Annotated in this window: 22 protein-coding genes; 2 read left to right on the top strand and 20 right to left on the bottom strand. The window is 40.1% G+C overall.

What is annotated here, in order from left to right; all coding sequences use genetic code 11:
- From B5D59_RS01685 to B5D59_RS01665, 5 genes are all read right to left on the bottom strand, one after another.
- Window positions 1-681 carry a lytic transglycosylase domain-containing protein gene (locus B5D59_RS01685; protein ID WP_009496693.1) on the bottom strand — a complete coding sequence of 227 codons (681 nt, stop codon included), beginning with the start codon at window positions 679-681 and terminating at the stop codon, window positions 1-3.
- 20 nt (window positions 682-701) lie between these two features.
- Window positions 702-1,292 carry an SCO family protein gene (locus B5D59_RS01680; RefSeq protein WP_009496695.1) on the bottom strand — a complete coding sequence of 197 codons (591 nt, stop codon included), beginning with the start codon at window positions 1,290-1,292 and terminating at the stop codon, window positions 702-704.
- A 120-nt stretch (window positions 1,293-1,412) separates the two neighbouring features.
- Window positions 1,413-1,541: a YvrJ family protein gene (locus B5D59_RS01675; RefSeq protein WP_078816612.1), complete on the bottom strand. Its 129-nt coding sequence runs from the start codon at window positions 1,539-1,541 to the stop codon at window positions 1,413-1,415.
- Window positions 1,542-1,617: 76 nt separating this feature from the next.
- Entirely contained in the window at window positions 1,618-1,836 is a 219-nt protein-coding gene (locus tag B5D59_RS01670) for a DUF2922 domain-containing protein (protein WP_009496707.1), read from the bottom strand.
- Window positions 1,837-1,860: 24 nt separating this feature from the next.
- Window positions 1,861-2,085, bottom strand: coding sequence for a DUF1659 domain-containing protein (locus B5D59_RS01665; protein ID WP_009496710.1), 225 nt, complete (start codon window positions 2,083-2,085; stop codon window positions 1,861-1,863).
- A gap of 132 nt (window positions 2,086-2,217) precedes the next feature.
- Between B5D59_RS01665 and B5D59_RS01660 the strand changes: the two genes are divergently transcribed.
- Window positions 2,218-2,628 (top strand): DUF2621 domain-containing protein, encoded by a 411-nt coding sequence (locus B5D59_RS01660; protein ID WP_040758759.1) that lies wholly within the window; start codon window positions 2,218-2,220, stop codon window positions 2,626-2,628.
- A gap of 59 nt (window positions 2,629-2,687) precedes the next feature.
- Here B5D59_RS01660 and B5D59_RS01655 read toward each other — a convergent pair whose 3' ends face one another.
- The 7 genes from B5D59_RS01655 to B5D59_RS01625 all read right to left on the bottom strand — a co-directional run bounded on the left by B5D59_RS01655 (window position 2,688) and on the right by B5D59_RS01625 (window position 7,845).
- Window positions 2,688-3,203, bottom strand: coding sequence for a CcdC family protein (locus B5D59_RS01655; protein WP_078816611.1), 516 nt, complete (start codon window positions 3,201-3,203; stop codon window positions 2,688-2,690).
- A complete protein-coding gene (locus B5D59_RS01650; protein ID WP_078816610.1) occupies window positions 3,196-3,528 on the bottom strand; it encodes a thioredoxin family protein in 333 nt (110 codons plus the stop codon). The genes B5D59_RS01655 and B5D59_RS01650 overlap by 8 nt, the downstream gene beginning before the upstream one ends.
- Before the next feature lie 32 nt (window positions 3,529-3,560).
- Complete coding sequence (locus B5D59_RS01645) at window positions 3,561-4,271, bottom strand: cytochrome c biogenesis protein CcdA (protein WP_009496714.1); 711 nt, start codon at window positions 4,269-4,271, stop codon at window positions 3,561-3,563.
- A gap of 505 nt (window positions 4,272-4,776) precedes the next feature.
- Window positions 4,777-6,030, bottom strand: coding sequence for a Y-family DNA polymerase (locus B5D59_RS01640; RefSeq protein ID WP_078816609.1), 1,254 nt, complete (start codon window positions 6,028-6,030; stop codon window positions 4,777-4,779).
- A 158-nt stretch (window positions 6,031-6,188) separates the two neighbouring features.
- Window positions 6,189-6,602 carry a pyridoxamine 5'-phosphate oxidase family protein gene (locus tag B5D59_RS01635; RefSeq protein ID WP_009496716.1) on the bottom strand — a complete coding sequence of 138 codons (414 nt, stop codon included), beginning with the start codon at window positions 6,600-6,602 and terminating at the stop codon, window positions 6,189-6,191.
- Between the two features lie 110 nt (window positions 6,603-6,712).
- Window positions 6,713-7,069, bottom strand: a complete 357-nt coding sequence (locus B5D59_RS01630; RefSeq protein WP_176132470.1) for a GIY-YIG nuclease family protein — start codon at window positions 7,067-7,069, stop codon at window positions 6,713-6,715.
- Window positions 7,070-7,089: 20 nt separating this feature from the next.
- Window positions 7,090-7,845 carry a DUF2087 domain-containing protein gene (locus B5D59_RS01625; protein WP_078816608.1) on the bottom strand — a complete coding sequence of 252 codons (756 nt, stop codon included), beginning with the start codon at window positions 7,843-7,845 and terminating at the stop codon, window positions 7,090-7,092.
- 242 nt (window positions 7,846-8,087) lie between these two features.
- Here B5D59_RS01625 and B5D59_RS01620 point away from each other — a divergent pair, with 242 nt between their 5' ends.
- Complete coding sequence (locus tag B5D59_RS01620) at window positions 8,088-8,867, top strand: NRDE family protein (RefSeq protein WP_078816607.1); 780 nt, start codon at window positions 8,088-8,090, stop codon at window positions 8,865-8,867.
- An 80-nt stretch (window positions 8,868-8,947) separates the two neighbouring features.
- On the opposite strand, the gene B5D59_RS01615 is transcribed toward B5D59_RS01620, so the two are convergent.
- From B5D59_RS01615 to B5D59_RS01580, 8 genes are all read right to left on the bottom strand, one after another.
- Window positions 8,948-9,406 (bottom strand): helix-turn-helix transcriptional regulator, encoded by a 459-nt coding sequence (locus B5D59_RS01615; protein ID WP_078816606.1) that lies wholly within the window; start codon window positions 9,404-9,406, stop codon window positions 8,948-8,950.
- 240 nt (window positions 9,407-9,646) lie between these two features.
- The gene (locus B5D59_RS01610) at window positions 9,647-10,252 is read right to left on the bottom strand and encodes an ABC-2 transporter permease (RefSeq protein ID WP_078816605.1); all 606 of its coding nucleotides are present in this window, start codon (window positions 10,250-10,252) and stop codon (window positions 9,647-9,649) included.
- The gene (locus B5D59_RS01605; protein ID WP_009496723.1) at window positions 10,245-11,111 is read right to left on the bottom strand and encodes an ABC transporter ATP-binding protein; all 867 of its coding nucleotides are present in this window, start codon (window positions 11,109-11,111) and stop codon (window positions 10,245-10,247) included. Before B5D59_RS01605 ends, B5D59_RS01610 begins: the two co-directional genes overlap by 8 nt.
- Window positions 11,112-11,116: 5 nt before the next feature.
- On the bottom strand, window positions 11,117-11,488 hold the full coding sequence (locus B5D59_RS01600; protein ID WP_078816604.1) for a GntR family transcriptional regulator: 372 nt from the start codon (window positions 11,486-11,488) through the stop codon (window positions 11,117-11,119).
- Window positions 11,489-11,503: 15 nt separating this feature from the next.
- Window positions 11,504-11,809, bottom strand: coding sequence for a YfzA family protein (locus B5D59_RS01595; protein WP_078816603.1), 306 nt, complete (start codon window positions 11,807-11,809; stop codon window positions 11,504-11,506).
- A gap of 336 nt (window positions 11,810-12,145) precedes the next feature.
- The gene (locus B5D59_RS01590) at window positions 12,146-12,817 is read right to left on the bottom strand and encodes an ABC transporter ATP-binding protein (RefSeq protein WP_139365925.1); all 672 of its coding nucleotides are present in this window, start codon (window positions 12,815-12,817) and stop codon (window positions 12,146-12,148) included.
- A gap of 5 nt (window positions 12,818-12,822) precedes the next feature.
- Window positions 12,823-14,295: a hypothetical protein gene (locus B5D59_RS01585; protein WP_139365924.1), complete on the bottom strand. Its 1,473-nt coding sequence runs from the start codon at window positions 14,293-14,295 to the stop codon at window positions 12,823-12,825.
- A gap of 8 nt (window positions 14,296-14,303) precedes the next feature.
- The gene (locus B5D59_RS01580) at window positions 14,304-15,101 is read right to left on the bottom strand and encodes a hypothetical protein (protein ID WP_078816601.1); all 798 of its coding nucleotides are present in this window, start codon (window positions 15,099-15,101) and stop codon (window positions 14,304-14,306) included.
- Window positions 15,102-15,164 lie beyond the last annotated feature (63 nt).

Below are 15,164 nucleotides of genomic sequence, written 5' to 3'. Positions count from 1 at the left end.
TTATTTAGCTGCTTGTATTTTTGATTCTTTTTCCTTGCGTTGGTCTTCAAATTCCTTAAAATACCAGAGAACGTCTTCTACATAGGTTTCACTGTGATTGTAATGAAAAATCGCTTTTTCTATATCTCCGTCTGCTGCTCCACTTTTGGAGAGATAATTCGCTGCGCTGAATATCGCATCTTCAATATCAAACGGGTCGGCAATACCGTCACCATTTGCATCTACACCATAGCCGCCATATTTCTTTATCACATCGGGATTCGTTTTATCCTTTTGAGGAATATCACCTTTCCCAAGGTCTTTACAGCCAGGATAACCCCATCCTACAAACGTGCACGGCATGAACTGCATTGGTCCTTCGGCTCCGGCGGGTGAAACATCGGTATTCATTGTGGAAAACCTCGTCTCGATCCGATGATGTGCAGCGAGAAGCGTCCATGGGATATCATATTTTTCAGCTGCAGCTATATAGATGGGGATGTATTCTTCAGGTATCACGGTTCCTGTCTGTCGATCCTGGATACTCAAAAGCGTGGAAGCAGACTTGCGAATGACATCGCTTTTCTCAATGCTCGTCCAAAGTATCGCAGCAATCGTGAAGACGGTGACGGCAACGGGAATTAATAAGATCAAGAAGGCGACTTTGATGCGGATCGACCGGCTGACCTTCTTTTTCTTCATTGCCCCACCTCTTTCTAAAATTAGTTACCTTCTTTAATCAATTCTTTCATGTCTTTGACGATTGTATCATATGGTACGTCGCTATACCCATCATATAGTTTTACAACCTCGCCTTTTTGGTTAACTAAGCCAAAAGCAGTACCGTGTAACACTTGATCACTATTTGGGATGTCTTTTACAGCAGTCTTAAATGAACTGGCCGCTAGCTTCTCAATTGTTTTCATATCATATCCCGTTAGCATCTCCCATTTACTTTCATCAGGAGGGCCAAATGCTTGCATATACTCCTTCAAAGCTTCCGGTGTATCGACATCAGGGTCAATGCTGAAGGATACGATTTTGTAATCCTCCACACCTTCTGCTTGTAAATTTTCCTGCAACTCCACCATATTATTCATCATTGGAGGACAGGCAGACGTACAGACCGTAAAAATGAACTGTGCCAACCACACATCACCTTTCAAGTCTTCATTCGATACTTTTTCATGATTTTGATTGGTAAATTCAAATGGTTCCACCTTATACTTATGGTCCGCTTTGAATCCGCCGCCACACGCACTAAGCATGAGTACAAAAATAAGCATCAGCGGTACAAAAAACTTTTTCTTCATAATCAATTCCTCCAGCTTCTGATAGTCACTTTATCATATCGAAAGTTCGTTTGCCAAACAAGGCGGAGCTCTGTTCCTATTTGGCTAAACATTGACGGTTTCATGAAGTTCTGATGAAGTTCAGCGGTTTTTAATATCTGAGAGAACTTCATGGATCGCTTCCAGCTTTACTTCCAAACGATGTAACAGGTAAAACGATACAAAGACCGGAAACCCGATATCCTGGATCAGTTGCAGCCATTGCTCCATAGTCCACTCCTCCTCTCTTTTCAAAGTAAAAAAACCGGCGTCCAGTAGAGAACTGAATGCCGATTTTCTTGCATTATTAACGAGTCAATATGGTGCGCGCATCCCGCTCAACGATCCGTGCACTTTTAATAGACGCGAGTTGAGAGTCATCTGCCACAAAGACACCACTTTCGATCACTCGCTGCATGACCGACTCAACTTGCTCTTCCGTGATGTCTTCTCGCGGCTCATCGACCGTTAGTTTGACCGGTGTTTCTACTGCAGTCAGAAATGTCAATTCCAATACTTTTGCCATGTGTGAATTCCTCCTTTTGTTTTTTTAGTCATCCTGCACTTCTTCCGTTACCACTTTCTCCGCCTTCATCATCAAATAGCTAGAAAGTGACGCTAATTGCGTGAATGCTACGCTCAAGTCCGTTGCAGTAGACTCTCTTGTAATGTGTTTATACGTCTTTACCTTACGAATGATGTTACCCTTTTCATTCGTCCCTGCATTGAAGTGAATCTTGCCTACTGCCTGACTGAATTCTAGTGAAGCTGCCATATGTCTCACCTCCTTTCATCCCCTACATAGAACGAAAGAACAAAAAAGATACTTTGTTAGTGAAATATTTTCGAAATGCTTTTATAATGGATAGTAGAATGGAAGAGGTGAAAAACAGTGCAAGACCTATTTATGTGGTTTATCCTATTTTGGGGCGTTGTACTAATTGGTTTATTCGGTATCGGCGGATTCTTTATGTTCCGGAAGTTTCTTAAAGTCTTTCCGAAAGAAGACGGCAAATCGACGCTCGATTGGGAAGAGCATTATGTCAATGAATCCCTGCATTTATGGAATACAGAAGCAAAGGGTATGTTGAATGAATTGGTTACACCGGTTCCTGAACTATTCCGGGATGTAGCAAAACAAAAGATCGCTTCTAAAATCGGCCAAATTGCGCTAGAAGACCGAGCAAAAACAATTGAATTCGACCATATTATTAAAGGCTATATTCTTGCGACACCCAAACGAGACCATAATTTTCTGCGTAAAAAGCTGAATGAGATGGAAGTCGACATGCAGCCGTATGAACATTTATTCGGCTAATAAATGATAAAAAAGCAATCTGTCCAAACGATCAAAAGTGATCAATGGACAGATTGCTTTTAGTTTGCGCTCCTTTCAAGCTTTTTAAATTTCACAAGCATGCCGACTCTCCATGGCAAAATCATCGAGAATGCCAATATGAAAAACATGCCACCTAATTCTCCTACATCTATCGAACTGCTGAGCACGAGCTTGCCGACCATCCGTAAAATCAACAAGCTGAATAGGATCACGAGGAAAGCTTTCGATTTCTTCAAGTAAATTCCGTCTTCCTTCATTTCAAACATTGTGGTTTTAATGAGAACAGCAGAGAAAACCAATCCCACGAGGCTTGCTTCCAGCACTTGTATCCATGGCACTTGAAATTCATCGAACAAGAACATCAGCATTCCAGTAGACATGAACAACGGCGGCAGAATGATCTTCTTCGCCTGAATGGGTTTACTCGCGGCTCTTGCACGCATTGTATAGACAAATGTCGTCATGACAATAAAAATCACGGTAGAGCCAATAATCAAATAAACCGGCGGAATGCTTGTGAAAATATAATCTACCCACTCTTGTAACTTAAGCATCCTCTATGTTCCCCCACTCAACCAGTTCATCCATCCGTTTCGTCAAGTCATTCATCGGGACAATTCGAGCAAAACGAGCCAGTTCTTTCTTCTGATGAAACAGCAATACGACAGGTGCTGTAAAGAGTGCCAGCTGGCCAGCCAGTTCAGGAACTTCCGCTGCATTGACTCTGTAAAAAGGAAAAGGATAACGACTTTCAAGTGCCGCCACTTGAGGGTATAGCCCTTCACAAACAGAACAATGATGGGTCTTGACGAACAATAGGAATTGCTTGGATTCGTTCAATACGTGTTGCCATTCTTCAAAAGAAGTAAGTTCCTGCATAGTACACCTCTTTTCTGTTTCATGACCTTTAATTAGAAACCTTGGAAATCACCAAAGATCGGGCTGAGCAAACTAGTCAGGTACACCATTCCATTAAAGAACAGCAAAATCCCAAATGCAATCATGAGATATCCGCCCGCTTTGGTAATTTTCATGCTGTGCTTTCGAATCCAACCAATTCTTGTGATGAAGAAAGACAAGAAGAAAAACGGAATCGCAAAGCCAAGAACATACAACATCATATACAACATACTAGAAGCCGGATTTGTAGCCGCCAAATAAATGATCGCTCCAATTATTGGCCCCATACAAGGCTGCCAGCCAGCGGAAAACGCTAACCCGATTAAAGCAGTGCCGAGATAACCGGCCGGCCGATTCTTGAATTGCAGCTTTTTCTCCTTCATCAGAAATTCAGGTTTGAATAATCCAATGGTCATCAAACCAAAAAGGACAATGAAGATCGCACCAATTTGACGGATTAAATCTTGATACTGTAAAAATATTGCTCCGATAAACGATGTACTGAATCCCAGAAAGACAAACACAACGGAAAATCCGAGTAAAAAGAATAACGTATGTAAAATACCGGTACGGTTCATACCTTTTGACTTATCTCCCAGATCATCCAACGACATTCCGGTGATGTACGATATAAAGGCTGGGTATAACGGCAAGACGCACGGAGAAATGAAACTTAGAAAACCCGCTCCGAACGCAAAAAATATATTCACATCCGTTCCCAAACTATTTCCTCCTTCACGCTAAGCAATAGTAGATAGACGGCAGACATATTTTATCCCGCCAACTCTCCCACCCTATCGTAACAAAACCGCGTATAGATTACGCCCCATTTGTTTGTGAAATCTTTTTGACAACCTCTCAGCCATTCTCCTGTATGCTGTTCTGAAGTTCATACATTGTGAATTGTATAGTACCATCCTTTTTGCTCAAGCAATTTCGGGTGAGTTCCTAACGCCGGTCGAGGCTCGACAGCGTCTTCCGCTTTTAACTTCTATCCAGCTGCAGACGCCAGCCTCTCGGGACGTTTCAGACAAGCAGTAAAGGCAAAAAACGCCTTTATTGCTTTTCTTCCAACGCCTGTCGAGGCTAAACGGCGTCTTCCGTTTTTATTTATATCCAGCTGCAGACGCCAGCCTCTCGGGACGTTTCAGACAAGCAGTAAAGGCAAAAAACGCCTTTATTGCTCGTCTTCCAACGCCTGTCGAGGCTAAACGGCGTCTTCCGCTTTTATTTATAATGCCCGCCAATTAGCTTGTTTCGCCTGTAAGCAGTCCCGCCGGAAGTGATGGAGACGGCGCGGAGTATGGCTGTGGAGCCGTATTTTAGGCGGAGTTCATCCATTACATGACCGATCCGCTGTTGTTTCCAGTTGGTTGGTTTGAACAAGTCGAGCTGGATGCCGTGTTCAGTTTCTAAATTGGTAAGGGTGACGGAAATGTGGCGGACGGGTCGGCCATCGTGGTAAGTCTCAAGCAGTTCTACACATGTGTGGTAGATGACCAAGGTTTCATTCGTTGCTTCCGCCAGCGTTTTTCTGCGTTGAAATCCGCCACCTAAGGCATGTTTGGAATAGCCGAATGACAGTTGCACAGTGCGACCTTTCTTGCCTGCCAATCGTGCGCGCATAGCAGTGTCCTCACACATCTCCAGGAGAACGGTTAAAATCTCATTCATCTTTATGTAATCTCGCAGCAAGGTCTGACCTTTGCCGTAACTGATTTGTCCTTTGATCAAAACCGATCCGAGCGTTGAATAATCAATTCCGTGCGCATGGTAATATAACTGGTTTCCCATGACGCCAAATTTCTTTTCCAGACGCTCAAGCGGTGTTCTTGCCAGGTCGCCCACAGAATAAATCCCCATGTCTTCCAATGTGCGTTCCATTCTTCTGCCGACTCCCCACATATTCCGAAGAGGTGATACTGGCCAAAGCTTCTTCGGCACATCTTCGTATGTCCAGTATGCCACACCTGTTTTCTTCGCCTCCAAATCAAGCGCCAGCTTAGCTAACAGCATATTCGGACCAACCCCGCAAGCGGAATGAAGTTGAAACTGCCGATACAACTCATCCTGTATCCGATAGATGATGTCATCCAAGGGGCCCCATAACTTTTCTGTCCCTGTGAAATCGACGAAACTTTCATCAATGCTGTATACATGGATTGCTTCTTTCGGAACATAGCGATTCAATAACTTCGTCAGTTCCATCGAAACATCAATAAAAAATTGCATTTTCGGCTCAATCAAATGAATACTTGCATCGTTTGGAATCTCATATAGCCGCATACCTGTCTTGATGCCGAACTGCTTTTTGAGCGGCGGAGACGCAGCAAGGACAACCCCGCCTTTACGCTCAATATCGCCGATAATCGCAATTGGCACCTTCATCACATCCAACCCTTCCATTGCAGCAGCACAGCTGGCGTAGAAGCTGCGCATATCTAAACAAGCGATCTGTCTGTGTGGCAAGTGCTCTGTCATGACCTTCACCTCCATAAGAACGAATGTTCCTCACCCCTATATTACCCACCCACACAGAGTTCAATCAATGGGAGTTGGCGGATAAATGACATAAAATTGGGCGTAGTAGGTTTTTTGAACAAAAAAACAGCCAAACAATAGGCTGTTTTTGTCCTTATTTAAAGAGAAATATCCTGTGGCGGTTCTCCGGATTTATTCATTAGACGAATGGCTTCAGGTTCAATTTTCAAAATCACCAATTTCGGATCCTCGGGACCATCAAACCATTTTTTCATTTGATTATTCCAAATTTTCTTCTTGATCTGTTCATCTGAAGAAATGGATACACGCCCTGCGTATTCGACATACGCATCACCAAATCCCTCTCCCTCATAACCGATTAGAATATGGGTATACGGATTATCTTCTAGATCCTCCACCTTATCCGTCTGGTTGCTCGTAGGTGTGTAGAGCGACAAGCCATCATTCACAAACGTCATATACCGACTATACGGCTTATTATTATCAACCGTCGCCATCGTACCAATAAAACTTTCATCTAAAATTTTCTTCACTGTATCCATCGCATTCATCAACGATCGCTCCTTTCACGATTACTTCTACTCTTCCCAAATGATCATTTTCTAAACTTTGAGAGAGAAGCAATCCATTCGAGTGACCGGACAAACCACGAATTCCAAGATCAAGAAGGCTTCTTGACATTATATCCTTGCTCATCATAAGGCTGAAGACAGCCCAACCACTTATCCTCCAGTTCCATCAGCGCTTCTTTTGCATTGTAAAATGGACCTTCCTTCTTTTTAAGGGTTTCCAGGATGTCTATTTGAAACGCTTCTTTTCCAAATGTGTTCCACTCTTCTTGCAGCGCTTTATTCATATACACACCTGTATTCAGACTGAATTTCACCCCATTTAATGTTTTGAAATTCGGTGTACTGCCAATAAACAATTTTTGATTTACGGTGTTTTTAATTTGATATACACCTGCCTCGATCTTCGTCTCTTTATATAACTGTTTCAATTCTTTTTTTTGATCCATTTGCATCTCCTGCTTCCTCATTATGATTTCAGCCAATATTGACTCCCATCTGACGTACGGTCCAGTAATCCATACTCGATTAAATACCTTCTGATCAGCACATAATCTTCATAAACTTCTTCTAAAATACAATTTGTTTCCTGTTCACTGTAAGTGACTTCATTGTCAAATCGCTTCGTAAGCTCCCGCAGAACAATTAGGCGCTGTTTTTCTTTTGGCGGGAATTTCTCTAACCGTCCTGTCGTTCCATCAGGGAAAAACTTCTTAATGGTCTCCTGTTTTTCTTTTTCCGTCACAGCGTATCGGTCATCGACCATTTTAGCCGTCGTATGAGGCGGTATGAAAGCTGGTGCATATTCGTCCTTTTCTTTCAGTAATTCCATCATCGCTAAAAACGTCTTCGCTTGACGTTCCTTCTCTTTCAAGACAAAGCGATGATGCCGTACAGTAGACGTACTGCCGATCCCTAACGTCTGCTGTACGTCTTTATCATTCCTGCCTTGATAAAAGAGATGAAGAAGCTGGCTTTGATGACTTGTAAGACCAGTCAATTTCTTATCCAAACCGATCAAATAATCAAATACCGATCCGTGAGTACGTTCAATATGCAGCCTCATATATCTCTCCGCTTCATAGAGGATATTTTCAGAAGGGTAAATAATTCCCTTCTCAACTTCCTTGCCACACAGCAAGCAAATGTAACAGTCTTTTTCCAAAATATAGCCTTGTTTTAATTCTGGCATCGTGGCATTCCAAAAAAGTTCAGACAGATCCATTACTAAACACATCCAATTAAAGTTGATTTTTAAGCAAACACATTCACGATTCGTTTGCATTATATTGATTATAATAGCTTCAACATATCAGCGTGTCAATAAAAAAACAAACATTTTCATTCTGCGTTTTAAAATATCCAAACGAAACGAATGAATGTCTGTTAACAAAACAAGAAAATTTATCTAGCTAGCGTTTACATGGTACACTAACCAAAACTACATAAAAGGCGAGGTTCGATAGAATGTGTCTACTAGCTTTCCAATTACAGAACCATCCAAAATACAAGCTCATCCTCATGGCAAATCGAGACGAAGCGTATGATCGCCCGACGGCTCCCGCCGAATTTTGGCAAGACCATCCGGATATCTTAGCGGGGCGAGACTTAGAACAAATGGGAACTTGGCTGGGCGTCAATAAACAAGGTAAAATTGCTGCGTTAACCAATTTTCGTGACTTCTCACTTCCGATCAAAGGAAAACAATCACGAGGGCATATTGTCTCTTCCTATTTACAATCACAGACTCCGCCACGTGAATTTATGGAACAACTGCATGCAAATCATGACGAGTACACTGGTTTCAATGTATTGGCCGGGTCAAGCGAAGAACTGTTTTATTACTCAAATATGGAACAGTCAATCAGGTATCTAACAACAGGCACATACGGACTTAGCAACGCATTGCTCGATACACCTTGGCCAAAAGTCGAAGAAACGAAAAGGCTTTTGCGCGATTATACGAAAACTGCAGATAAAATCGATGTCGATATCTTGTTCGAAATGATGCAGCGGGCGGAAGGCTTTCCACTTGAACAACTGCCTGATACAGGGGCGGGCGAAGAGTTGGAAAGTTTGCTATCCTCCATATTCATTGCTTCTGAAGGGTATGGGACTCGTTGCACAACCGTAGTTTTAATAGATTCAGACGACCGCGTATATTTTGAAGAGCGAACATTCAAGAATGGTGAATTTACCACCACACAAAAATTTTCATTTGAAATAGAAGAACCGGCAACCTCATAACACAGGTAGCCGGTTTTATTATTCCAATAAAACAAATAAACTATTTTCATATAATCAATTTCGTAATTATATCGAAATAACTAAGATGTTATATCCATATATTTCTTAAATTCCGTTAACGCTTTTTCTCGATCCGCAGTGCTGAAGAGCCGCCTATCCTCTTCCCCAATAATCCGGTAATGACCGCCCGTCGTATGTTGTTGGAGCTTATAATGCTGCCATTGCCCGATCTCCGTCCACCAATTGACAGTTCCACTTGTTGCGAGCTCACGTATACGGACCTCTGGATGTACAGCAATCTCGGCCAACTCTATCGGATCATCCCCTAGGACAGAGCGCAGCAAGGCACTTTCCCTAAACAACGCGCAAATCGCCACAGCAACCGTCCAACTCAACTCTTGACGACCTTTCTCCAGTTGCACAAGAGTCTTCTTCGAAATCCCTAATATATCCGCCATCTGATCTTGCGTATAATCCATTTCTGTACGAATCAACTTCAGCCTAGGTAACACTAGATCAATTACCGTTTGTTTATTCATCTAAACACCCCTTTTACACTAAAAGTGTATTAATACACTTTTAAAGTATTTAGTTACTTTTAGAGAGTATAGTAATAAATATTGTAATTTAGTTGAATATCTTATTGCTAGTCTACCATAGGCATGCAGTATTTATCGAAATATCTTTAATTTTAGCATTCTCAAAAATGTTTAATTCACAAAGAAAAGAAACCTGCGGAGGCTAATTCACTCAGCAGATTTCTAAAATAAAAAATTCAATTAGAATGCTTTTCGTTGGTAAATGGTAGTGGTAACTCCCCAAGATACAGTATAAGCTACCAGGATAATAGCTGCAGCGCCCCAATATAAATATGTAGTGGGTACGTTGACAATAAAATCAGTGATCGCTGTTAAATGTTCAGCAAAAAACATCACAATAGGCGGTACGACACCTGTCAAAAGGATAAAGCCAATAAGAACAACCGTTGTAATATTACCCGGTTTAAATATATGGAATAACGGAAAGGTAAACGCGGAAAATAATAAGAATAAGCCGCCACCAATCGCAATATCAGTCATCGTAAATGATTTATCCAAAGCAAATAGTGCCAGACTCGTCACCCCAATAGCTAATATCATATAGATGATAGCGCCAAGATAGCGTGACGCGATAATTTCCCTGCGCGTGTAAGGTAAAGAATTTAATAGTATATTCGTCTCCGCTTTTTCATCATAACCATACGCATTAAAGGGAATGAAAATACTGGCAACGAGAAAAATCAGGGCTGGATGTGAGTCCATAATAATAAAGAATGCGATAAAAGGAATAAAGGTTAACAGCAGCCTTTTCTGAAGTATGACATCTCGTCTGATCAAATTAAACATAGCTCTCTCTTCCTTTCATGTAATACATGATATCTTCCAATGATGCCCGTTCAATGACAACCGAATTCCCGAACGTATTATTCACCGCATTCACATTATTCGTTAATGCCTCAAATCCTGTCGGCGCACGATGTATATGAACGAAGGCCTTTTCTGTATCTCGATCCAGCAGTTCCACCCTTCCCTTAACGAGCGCATAGTTTTCAGCTACATCGTGAATCGATTGATTAAATACTAATTCGCCTCTCTGCAGGAAAGCTATATAATCTGCGATGCGGTCTAAATCAGTTGTAATATGAGTAGAGAAAAAAATCGTCCGATTGCCGTCCACCATGAATTCCTGTAAAAGATTCAGCAACTCGCGTCTGAAAATGGGATCTAAGCCTGCTGTCGGTTCATCCATAATAATCAGCTCTGCATGATGTGAGAGCGCGATCGCTAATGAAGCCTTCATTTGCATCCCTTTTGAGAATGTTTTTATTGCTTTATTAAGCGGTAGTTCAAATTGGTCCACAAATTGCTCAAACAACGTATCATCCCAATGTTTGTAAGCCGGCGCAACGATGCGTTTTATATCCTTTAAATTCAGTCCTTCAAAAAATACATTGCCATCGTAGACAAATCCAATACGCTCCTTGATCTCCTTCTCATGTGTCTGATAGTCCAACCCGAATATTTTAATTTCCCCGGTATCCGGTTTTAGTAGATTCATGATCATTTTTATCGTTGTCGACTTACCAGCTCCATTGGCTCCAATGAATCCCGTTACAAAACCTTTCTTTACCTGCAAATCAATATTTTCTACGGAAAAACCTTTGAATTTCTTCGTGACATTTTTTAATTCAACCACATTTTCCATTCATTTCACTCCTCGGATAAAATGTTCAATAATTGTTGCAGCTCCTCAGTCGACAGGCCAATCTCCCTGCTATTCGCTATGACCATACTAAGTTGCTCCTCAATGACCTTTAACTTCTTCTCTCGTATCATCTCTAAATTTTGCTCAGCGACAAAAGATCCCTTTCCGACAATCGAATAGATAAAACCTGCCTTCTCCAATTCCTCATAGGCCCGTTTCGTCGTTATTACACTGATGTGTAAATCCTTTGCGAGTTTTCGCATGGAAGGTATTACATCCCCCTCCTTCAGTTCTCCTGCTAAAATAGACGATTTAATTTGATTCGTGATTTGTTCATAAATTGGCTCCTTTGAACTATTGGAAATGATTATTTGCATGCCAATCCCTCTTCACTATTTTTTTGAAAATATAATAGAATGAATGTCCTGTATCGCTTGAATGAATATCGCCAGAATATGGATGATTGTAAACATATTAAAAAATGGATAGGAATACAGAGTGATCCATTCTGTAAAGATTTTTAAGTTCAAAATCCACCTTCCTGTCCTGGCGAACAAGTTGCCGCTATCGTTTATGTTTGGTTCAAGGAACGTGCCATCCACAGCAATAAAGACCAACTGAACAATTAAAAATATTCCAATGGTGAGCATCCAGCGTTTCGCTCGCTTAGTAGGAAATGTTTTTACTGTGCCTAACAATTGGACCCATCTCCTCTCTACTTCAATATTTGATCGTTTTTTAAATTCGAACCGCACAATGTATATGTTCTATATATACACTATATACAAACAGGAAACATTATTCAACTAATTTAAAAAGAATAGATCAGAAGCACGGTAAGACTAAAACAGCATGAAATAAGGCAAGCTGAAATATATTGGATCTCAACTCCATTTGTTTAAGAAGCAAACAAAAAAAGCACATTTTGAGGTTTTCCCCCAAAACATGCTCCTATTAAGTAAAAGTCCTTTAAAAAATCCGCCTACTTCCAACTTCTAATTGTACTAATTTACATCCGCCCAAATTCATAAAACCTATTTTTTCATAAATTGTTTTTTATAATGATCTGTTAAAGGGATCAATTCACCATCTTCGATAACAAATATTTCATCACATAACTCTTCAATATCAGCAAAATGGTGACTTGTCAGTAATATGGTCTTCTGCTGTTCTTTTAAGTGTTTAATAATTTCTTTTACGTCTTGATATGTCTTATAATCCAGTGCGTTGAAAGGTTCATCTAAAATTAAAATATCTTGATTTTCCATAATAGCTTGTGCAATTCCTAACTTTTGTTTCATACCCAGGGAGTAATCCTTTACTTTTGCCTTATTTTTAGGGTTTAAGCCAACTAATTGCATCGCCTTCTCGATCTGCTTATCGGTAATACGATTCGTAATGGCAGCCAAGTATTGTAGATTTTTAAAGCCACTAAAAAGTTCGATGTAGCCAGGTTCGTTGATAAAGACGCCTACACCTTCCGGAAAATCGATTTGTTCTCCTAGAACTTGCTGTCGTATTTTTATTTGCCCACTAGTCGGCACAACAAATCCACATATCAATTTAAATAGAACTGATTTACCGCTACCATTCCCACCGACAATCCCAACCGTTTGACCTTGTCCAATCTTTAATTGAATATTTTTTAATACTTCGTGACCTGAAAATTGTTTTGATATATCTTGTAATTCAATTGCATATACCACCCATTTCACCCTCTCTCAAAATATTTATACGTTTTCCATTTTATAATGCCAATCATACAGATGAGGGCAATAAAACCACTACTCGACATGTCTAACATCGTTCTTCCCATTTCCTCTATACGTGCTAATTGACCAATCCCTGCCACATTGTACGACAACCAACTTACTGGAAACACATTCAATAGATACAAACTCATGCTAGCTAGAAATGACCATGTCACTCGATTGGTTACAATAAATAACAAGAATACTAACGTCAGCATGCAACATAATTCTAGTATTTTAATAAGGATAACATATGTCAGTAAATGCCAATCGATCATCAAAATTTTATCAAAAGATATACCTACAAGTAACAAAATGGCGACTGACAATACAACATAGACAACTGCTACTAATAGTATATGACCTAAAACAGTTGTTCCCCATATGGATTTCTTTCGTATACGTATAAACAATGCCATATTTCTTGGATGATACCATGACTGCAAAAATATACTGAACATATAAATCGGTGTTCCGATATAAATCATTTGTTCCAACCATGTCATGACATGTATAGAACCTAGGGGTAATCCGTAAAAGAAACGTATTACATACTCATTCAATGTTTCCTCACTAAATATTGCCTTTGTCACTGCTAAAATAACTAAACTTGCACACCAAACCAGCACTAATCTAGGTATCCAGAAGATACGAGTGTAATAATAGAACAATCCCTTTTTTAACTTTTTAGGATATGCTGGTGTCCAGTGCCAAAACTGTACAATGCAAAAAATTTGCAAGAGACTTAGTATGACTATCGCTATAAGTGTCCACCAAAGCGGGTAATCCCCAGAATAGTTATGATGTAACACAATATAACGATTGATTGTGATGAAAGGTATCTTTTCGACCCAGGGCACTTTGATAGATAATATCATAAGGATGTATAAAAATACGATACAAAAATAAGTAGCTTTTCTTGAGAAAAAGTGTGCCATAGTTACAAATGTACAGCCAATGAAACTGTAACCCGTGACTAAAAATAACACGGTATAAAGAATACCTTGTAACGGGCTACTAAATGTACCCATATAGTACTGCATCATATCTGCATCCAGCGAGCTATGCCAGTCATTTCTCATAGGCAATCCAATTGAGACCACTAGTGAAATCATACCAATAATCCCTACAAATACAGTAGAAAACAGCGTGATTGTTACCCATCTCATAAACATAAAACGATAAAACTTTTTCATACGGATTAATTCAAACATACGTGGCATTGTATATAATTTTGATACGCACAGGAAGAAAACCGGCGTCATAATAAAAATTATGATATAGTGATTCGTCATGAGATGAAGAACAAACAAACTGAAATTTCCTTCGTAAGTTTTGCGGTCTGCTACTGCAGTCAATGCGAAAATGATCACTACAAGCAAAAGAGATTTCGTCATTACTAATTTCAAATGCTGCTGAATGAGCATTTTCATATGTTCACCTACAATTCATAAATGCGTGCATTTACTATTTTTCGTTTGTACACAAGATATCCGAGAATAACTAATAAAAGCAAAACAGGTCCCGTGACAAAACTGGTCCATGAAATAGCTTCTACCCACACAAGTGACGGTTCAAAAGCCGTAACCAAACGATACTTCTCAAGTCCAAAAACAGACCAACAAAAATTCTCTAGTAATACATAAACAAAAGGTCCTGTTAAAATAACAAATAAGTTTTGGCTATATAAACTAAATACAAACCCTAGTGTTGCAACCAATGCACCTATAATGCCTTTCCATAAACTTAATAGCAGACCATATAGGAAAGGCTGCTCCAAAAATTGCTCTCCATAAATATGAGTTTGTACAATTTTTCCCATCAACTCACCTGTTTCAGGATTAACCAATGACAATTGGACCGTAATGGGTGGGACAACATATAATGCAACAAGTACACTTATCATCGAAACGCAGAAAACAACTAAGTATCCGCTTCCTGCACTTACGATCCATTTCGAAAATACATAGTTCTTTTTATTCACACGTGGTAGCGTATAGTTAATAAATCCATTTTTGCGCTCAAAATACATAAGCCAACCTGTGGGAATGACTGCAAGCAACGGGAAAATTAGATTAAAGATCTCAAAACCCACCTCATACACTTCCAGTTGTGCCTCTAATGCATAATTTTTGTAAATAATTAATGTACAGATTATAGCGGCTAGCATAGCAAGTACGGCTGTGAAACCGACTGCCACTCTTACTTTCCGCCATTCATTCCTAATTAATCGCTTCAAGCTTTATTCCTCCTTCCTGCCCTCACTATAACGAAGCCGTTTACTGGCTACAATGGTTATAGA

Source organism: Sporosarcina newyorkensis (assembly GCF_900167515.1).
Taxonomy (GTDB): domain Bacteria; phylum Bacillota; class Bacilli; order Bacillales_A; family Planococcaceae; genus Sporosarcina; species Sporosarcina newyorkensis.
This window is presented reverse-complemented; position numbering and strand designations above follow the sequence as displayed.

Excerpts from the sequence above, each read along its gene's own strand:
- B5D59_RS01585 (WP_139365924.1), bottom strand. The coding sequence starts at position 14,295 with ATGAAAATGCTCATTCAGCAGCATTTGAAATTAGTAATGACGAAATCT.
- B5D59_RS01680 (WP_009496695.1), bottom strand. The coding sequence starts at position 1,292 with ATGAAGAAAAAGTTTTTTGTACCGCTGATGCTTATTTTTGTACTCATG.
- B5D59_RS01685 (WP_009496693.1), bottom strand. The coding sequence starts at position 681 with ATGAAGAAAAAGAAGGTCAGCCGGTCGATCCGCATCAAAGTCGCCTTC.
- B5D59_RS01655 (WP_078816611.1), bottom strand. The coding sequence starts at position 3,203 with ATGCTTAAGTTACAAGAGTGGGTAGATTATATTTTCACAAGCATTCCG.
- B5D59_RS01650 (WP_078816610.1), bottom strand. The coding sequence starts at position 3,528 with ATGCAGGAACTTACTTCTTTTGAAGAATGGCAACACGTATTGAACGAA.
- B5D59_RS01630 (WP_176132470.1), bottom strand. The coding sequence starts at position 7,069 with ATGGATCAAAAAAAAGAATTGAAACAGTTATATAAAGAGACGAAGATC.
- B5D59_RS01620 (WP_078816607.1), top strand. The coding sequence starts at position 8,088 with ATGTGTCTACTAGCTTTCCAATTACAGAACCATCCAAAATACAAGCTC.
- B5D59_RS01640 (WP_078816609.1), bottom strand. The coding sequence starts at position 6,030 with ATGACAGAGCACTTGCCACACAGACAGATCGCTTGTTTAGATATGCGC.
- B5D59_RS01665 (WP_009496710.1), bottom strand. The coding sequence starts at position 2,085 with ATGGCAGCTTCACTAGAATTCAGTCAGGCAGTAGGCAAGATTCACTTC.
- B5D59_RS01660 (WP_040758759.1), top strand. The coding sequence starts at position 2,218 with ATGTGGTTTATCCTATTTTGGGGCGTTGTACTAATTGGTTTATTCGGT.
- B5D59_RS01675 (WP_078816612.1), bottom strand. The coding sequence starts at position 1,541 with ATGGAGCAATGGCTGCAACTGATCCAGGATATCGGGTTTCCGGTCTTT.
- B5D59_RS01605 (WP_009496723.1), bottom strand. The coding sequence starts at position 11,111 with ATGGAAAATGTGGTTGAATTAAAAAATGTCACGAAGAAATTCAAAGGT.
- B5D59_RS01600 (WP_078816604.1), bottom strand. The coding sequence starts at position 11,488 with ATGCAAATAATCATTTCCAATAGTTCAAAGGAGCCAATTTATGAACAA.
- B5D59_RS01670 (WP_009496707.1), bottom strand. The coding sequence starts at position 1,836 with ATGGCAAAAGTATTGGAATTGACATTTCTGACTGCAGTAGAAACACCG.
- B5D59_RS01625 (WP_078816608.1), bottom strand. The coding sequence starts at position 7,845 with ATGGATCTGTCTGAACTTTTTTGGAATGCCACGATGCCAGAATTAAAA.
- B5D59_RS01635 (WP_009496716.1), bottom strand. The coding sequence starts at position 6,602 with ATGAATGCGATGGATACAGTGAAGAAAATTTTAGATGAAAGTTTTATT.
- B5D59_RS01615 (WP_078816606.1), bottom strand. The coding sequence starts at position 9,406 with ATGAATAAACAAACGGTAATTGATCTAGTGTTACCTAGGCTGAAGTTG.
- B5D59_RS01610 (WP_078816605.1), bottom strand. The coding sequence starts at position 10,252 with ATGTTTAATTTGATCAGACGAGATGTCATACTTCAGAAAAGGCTGCTG.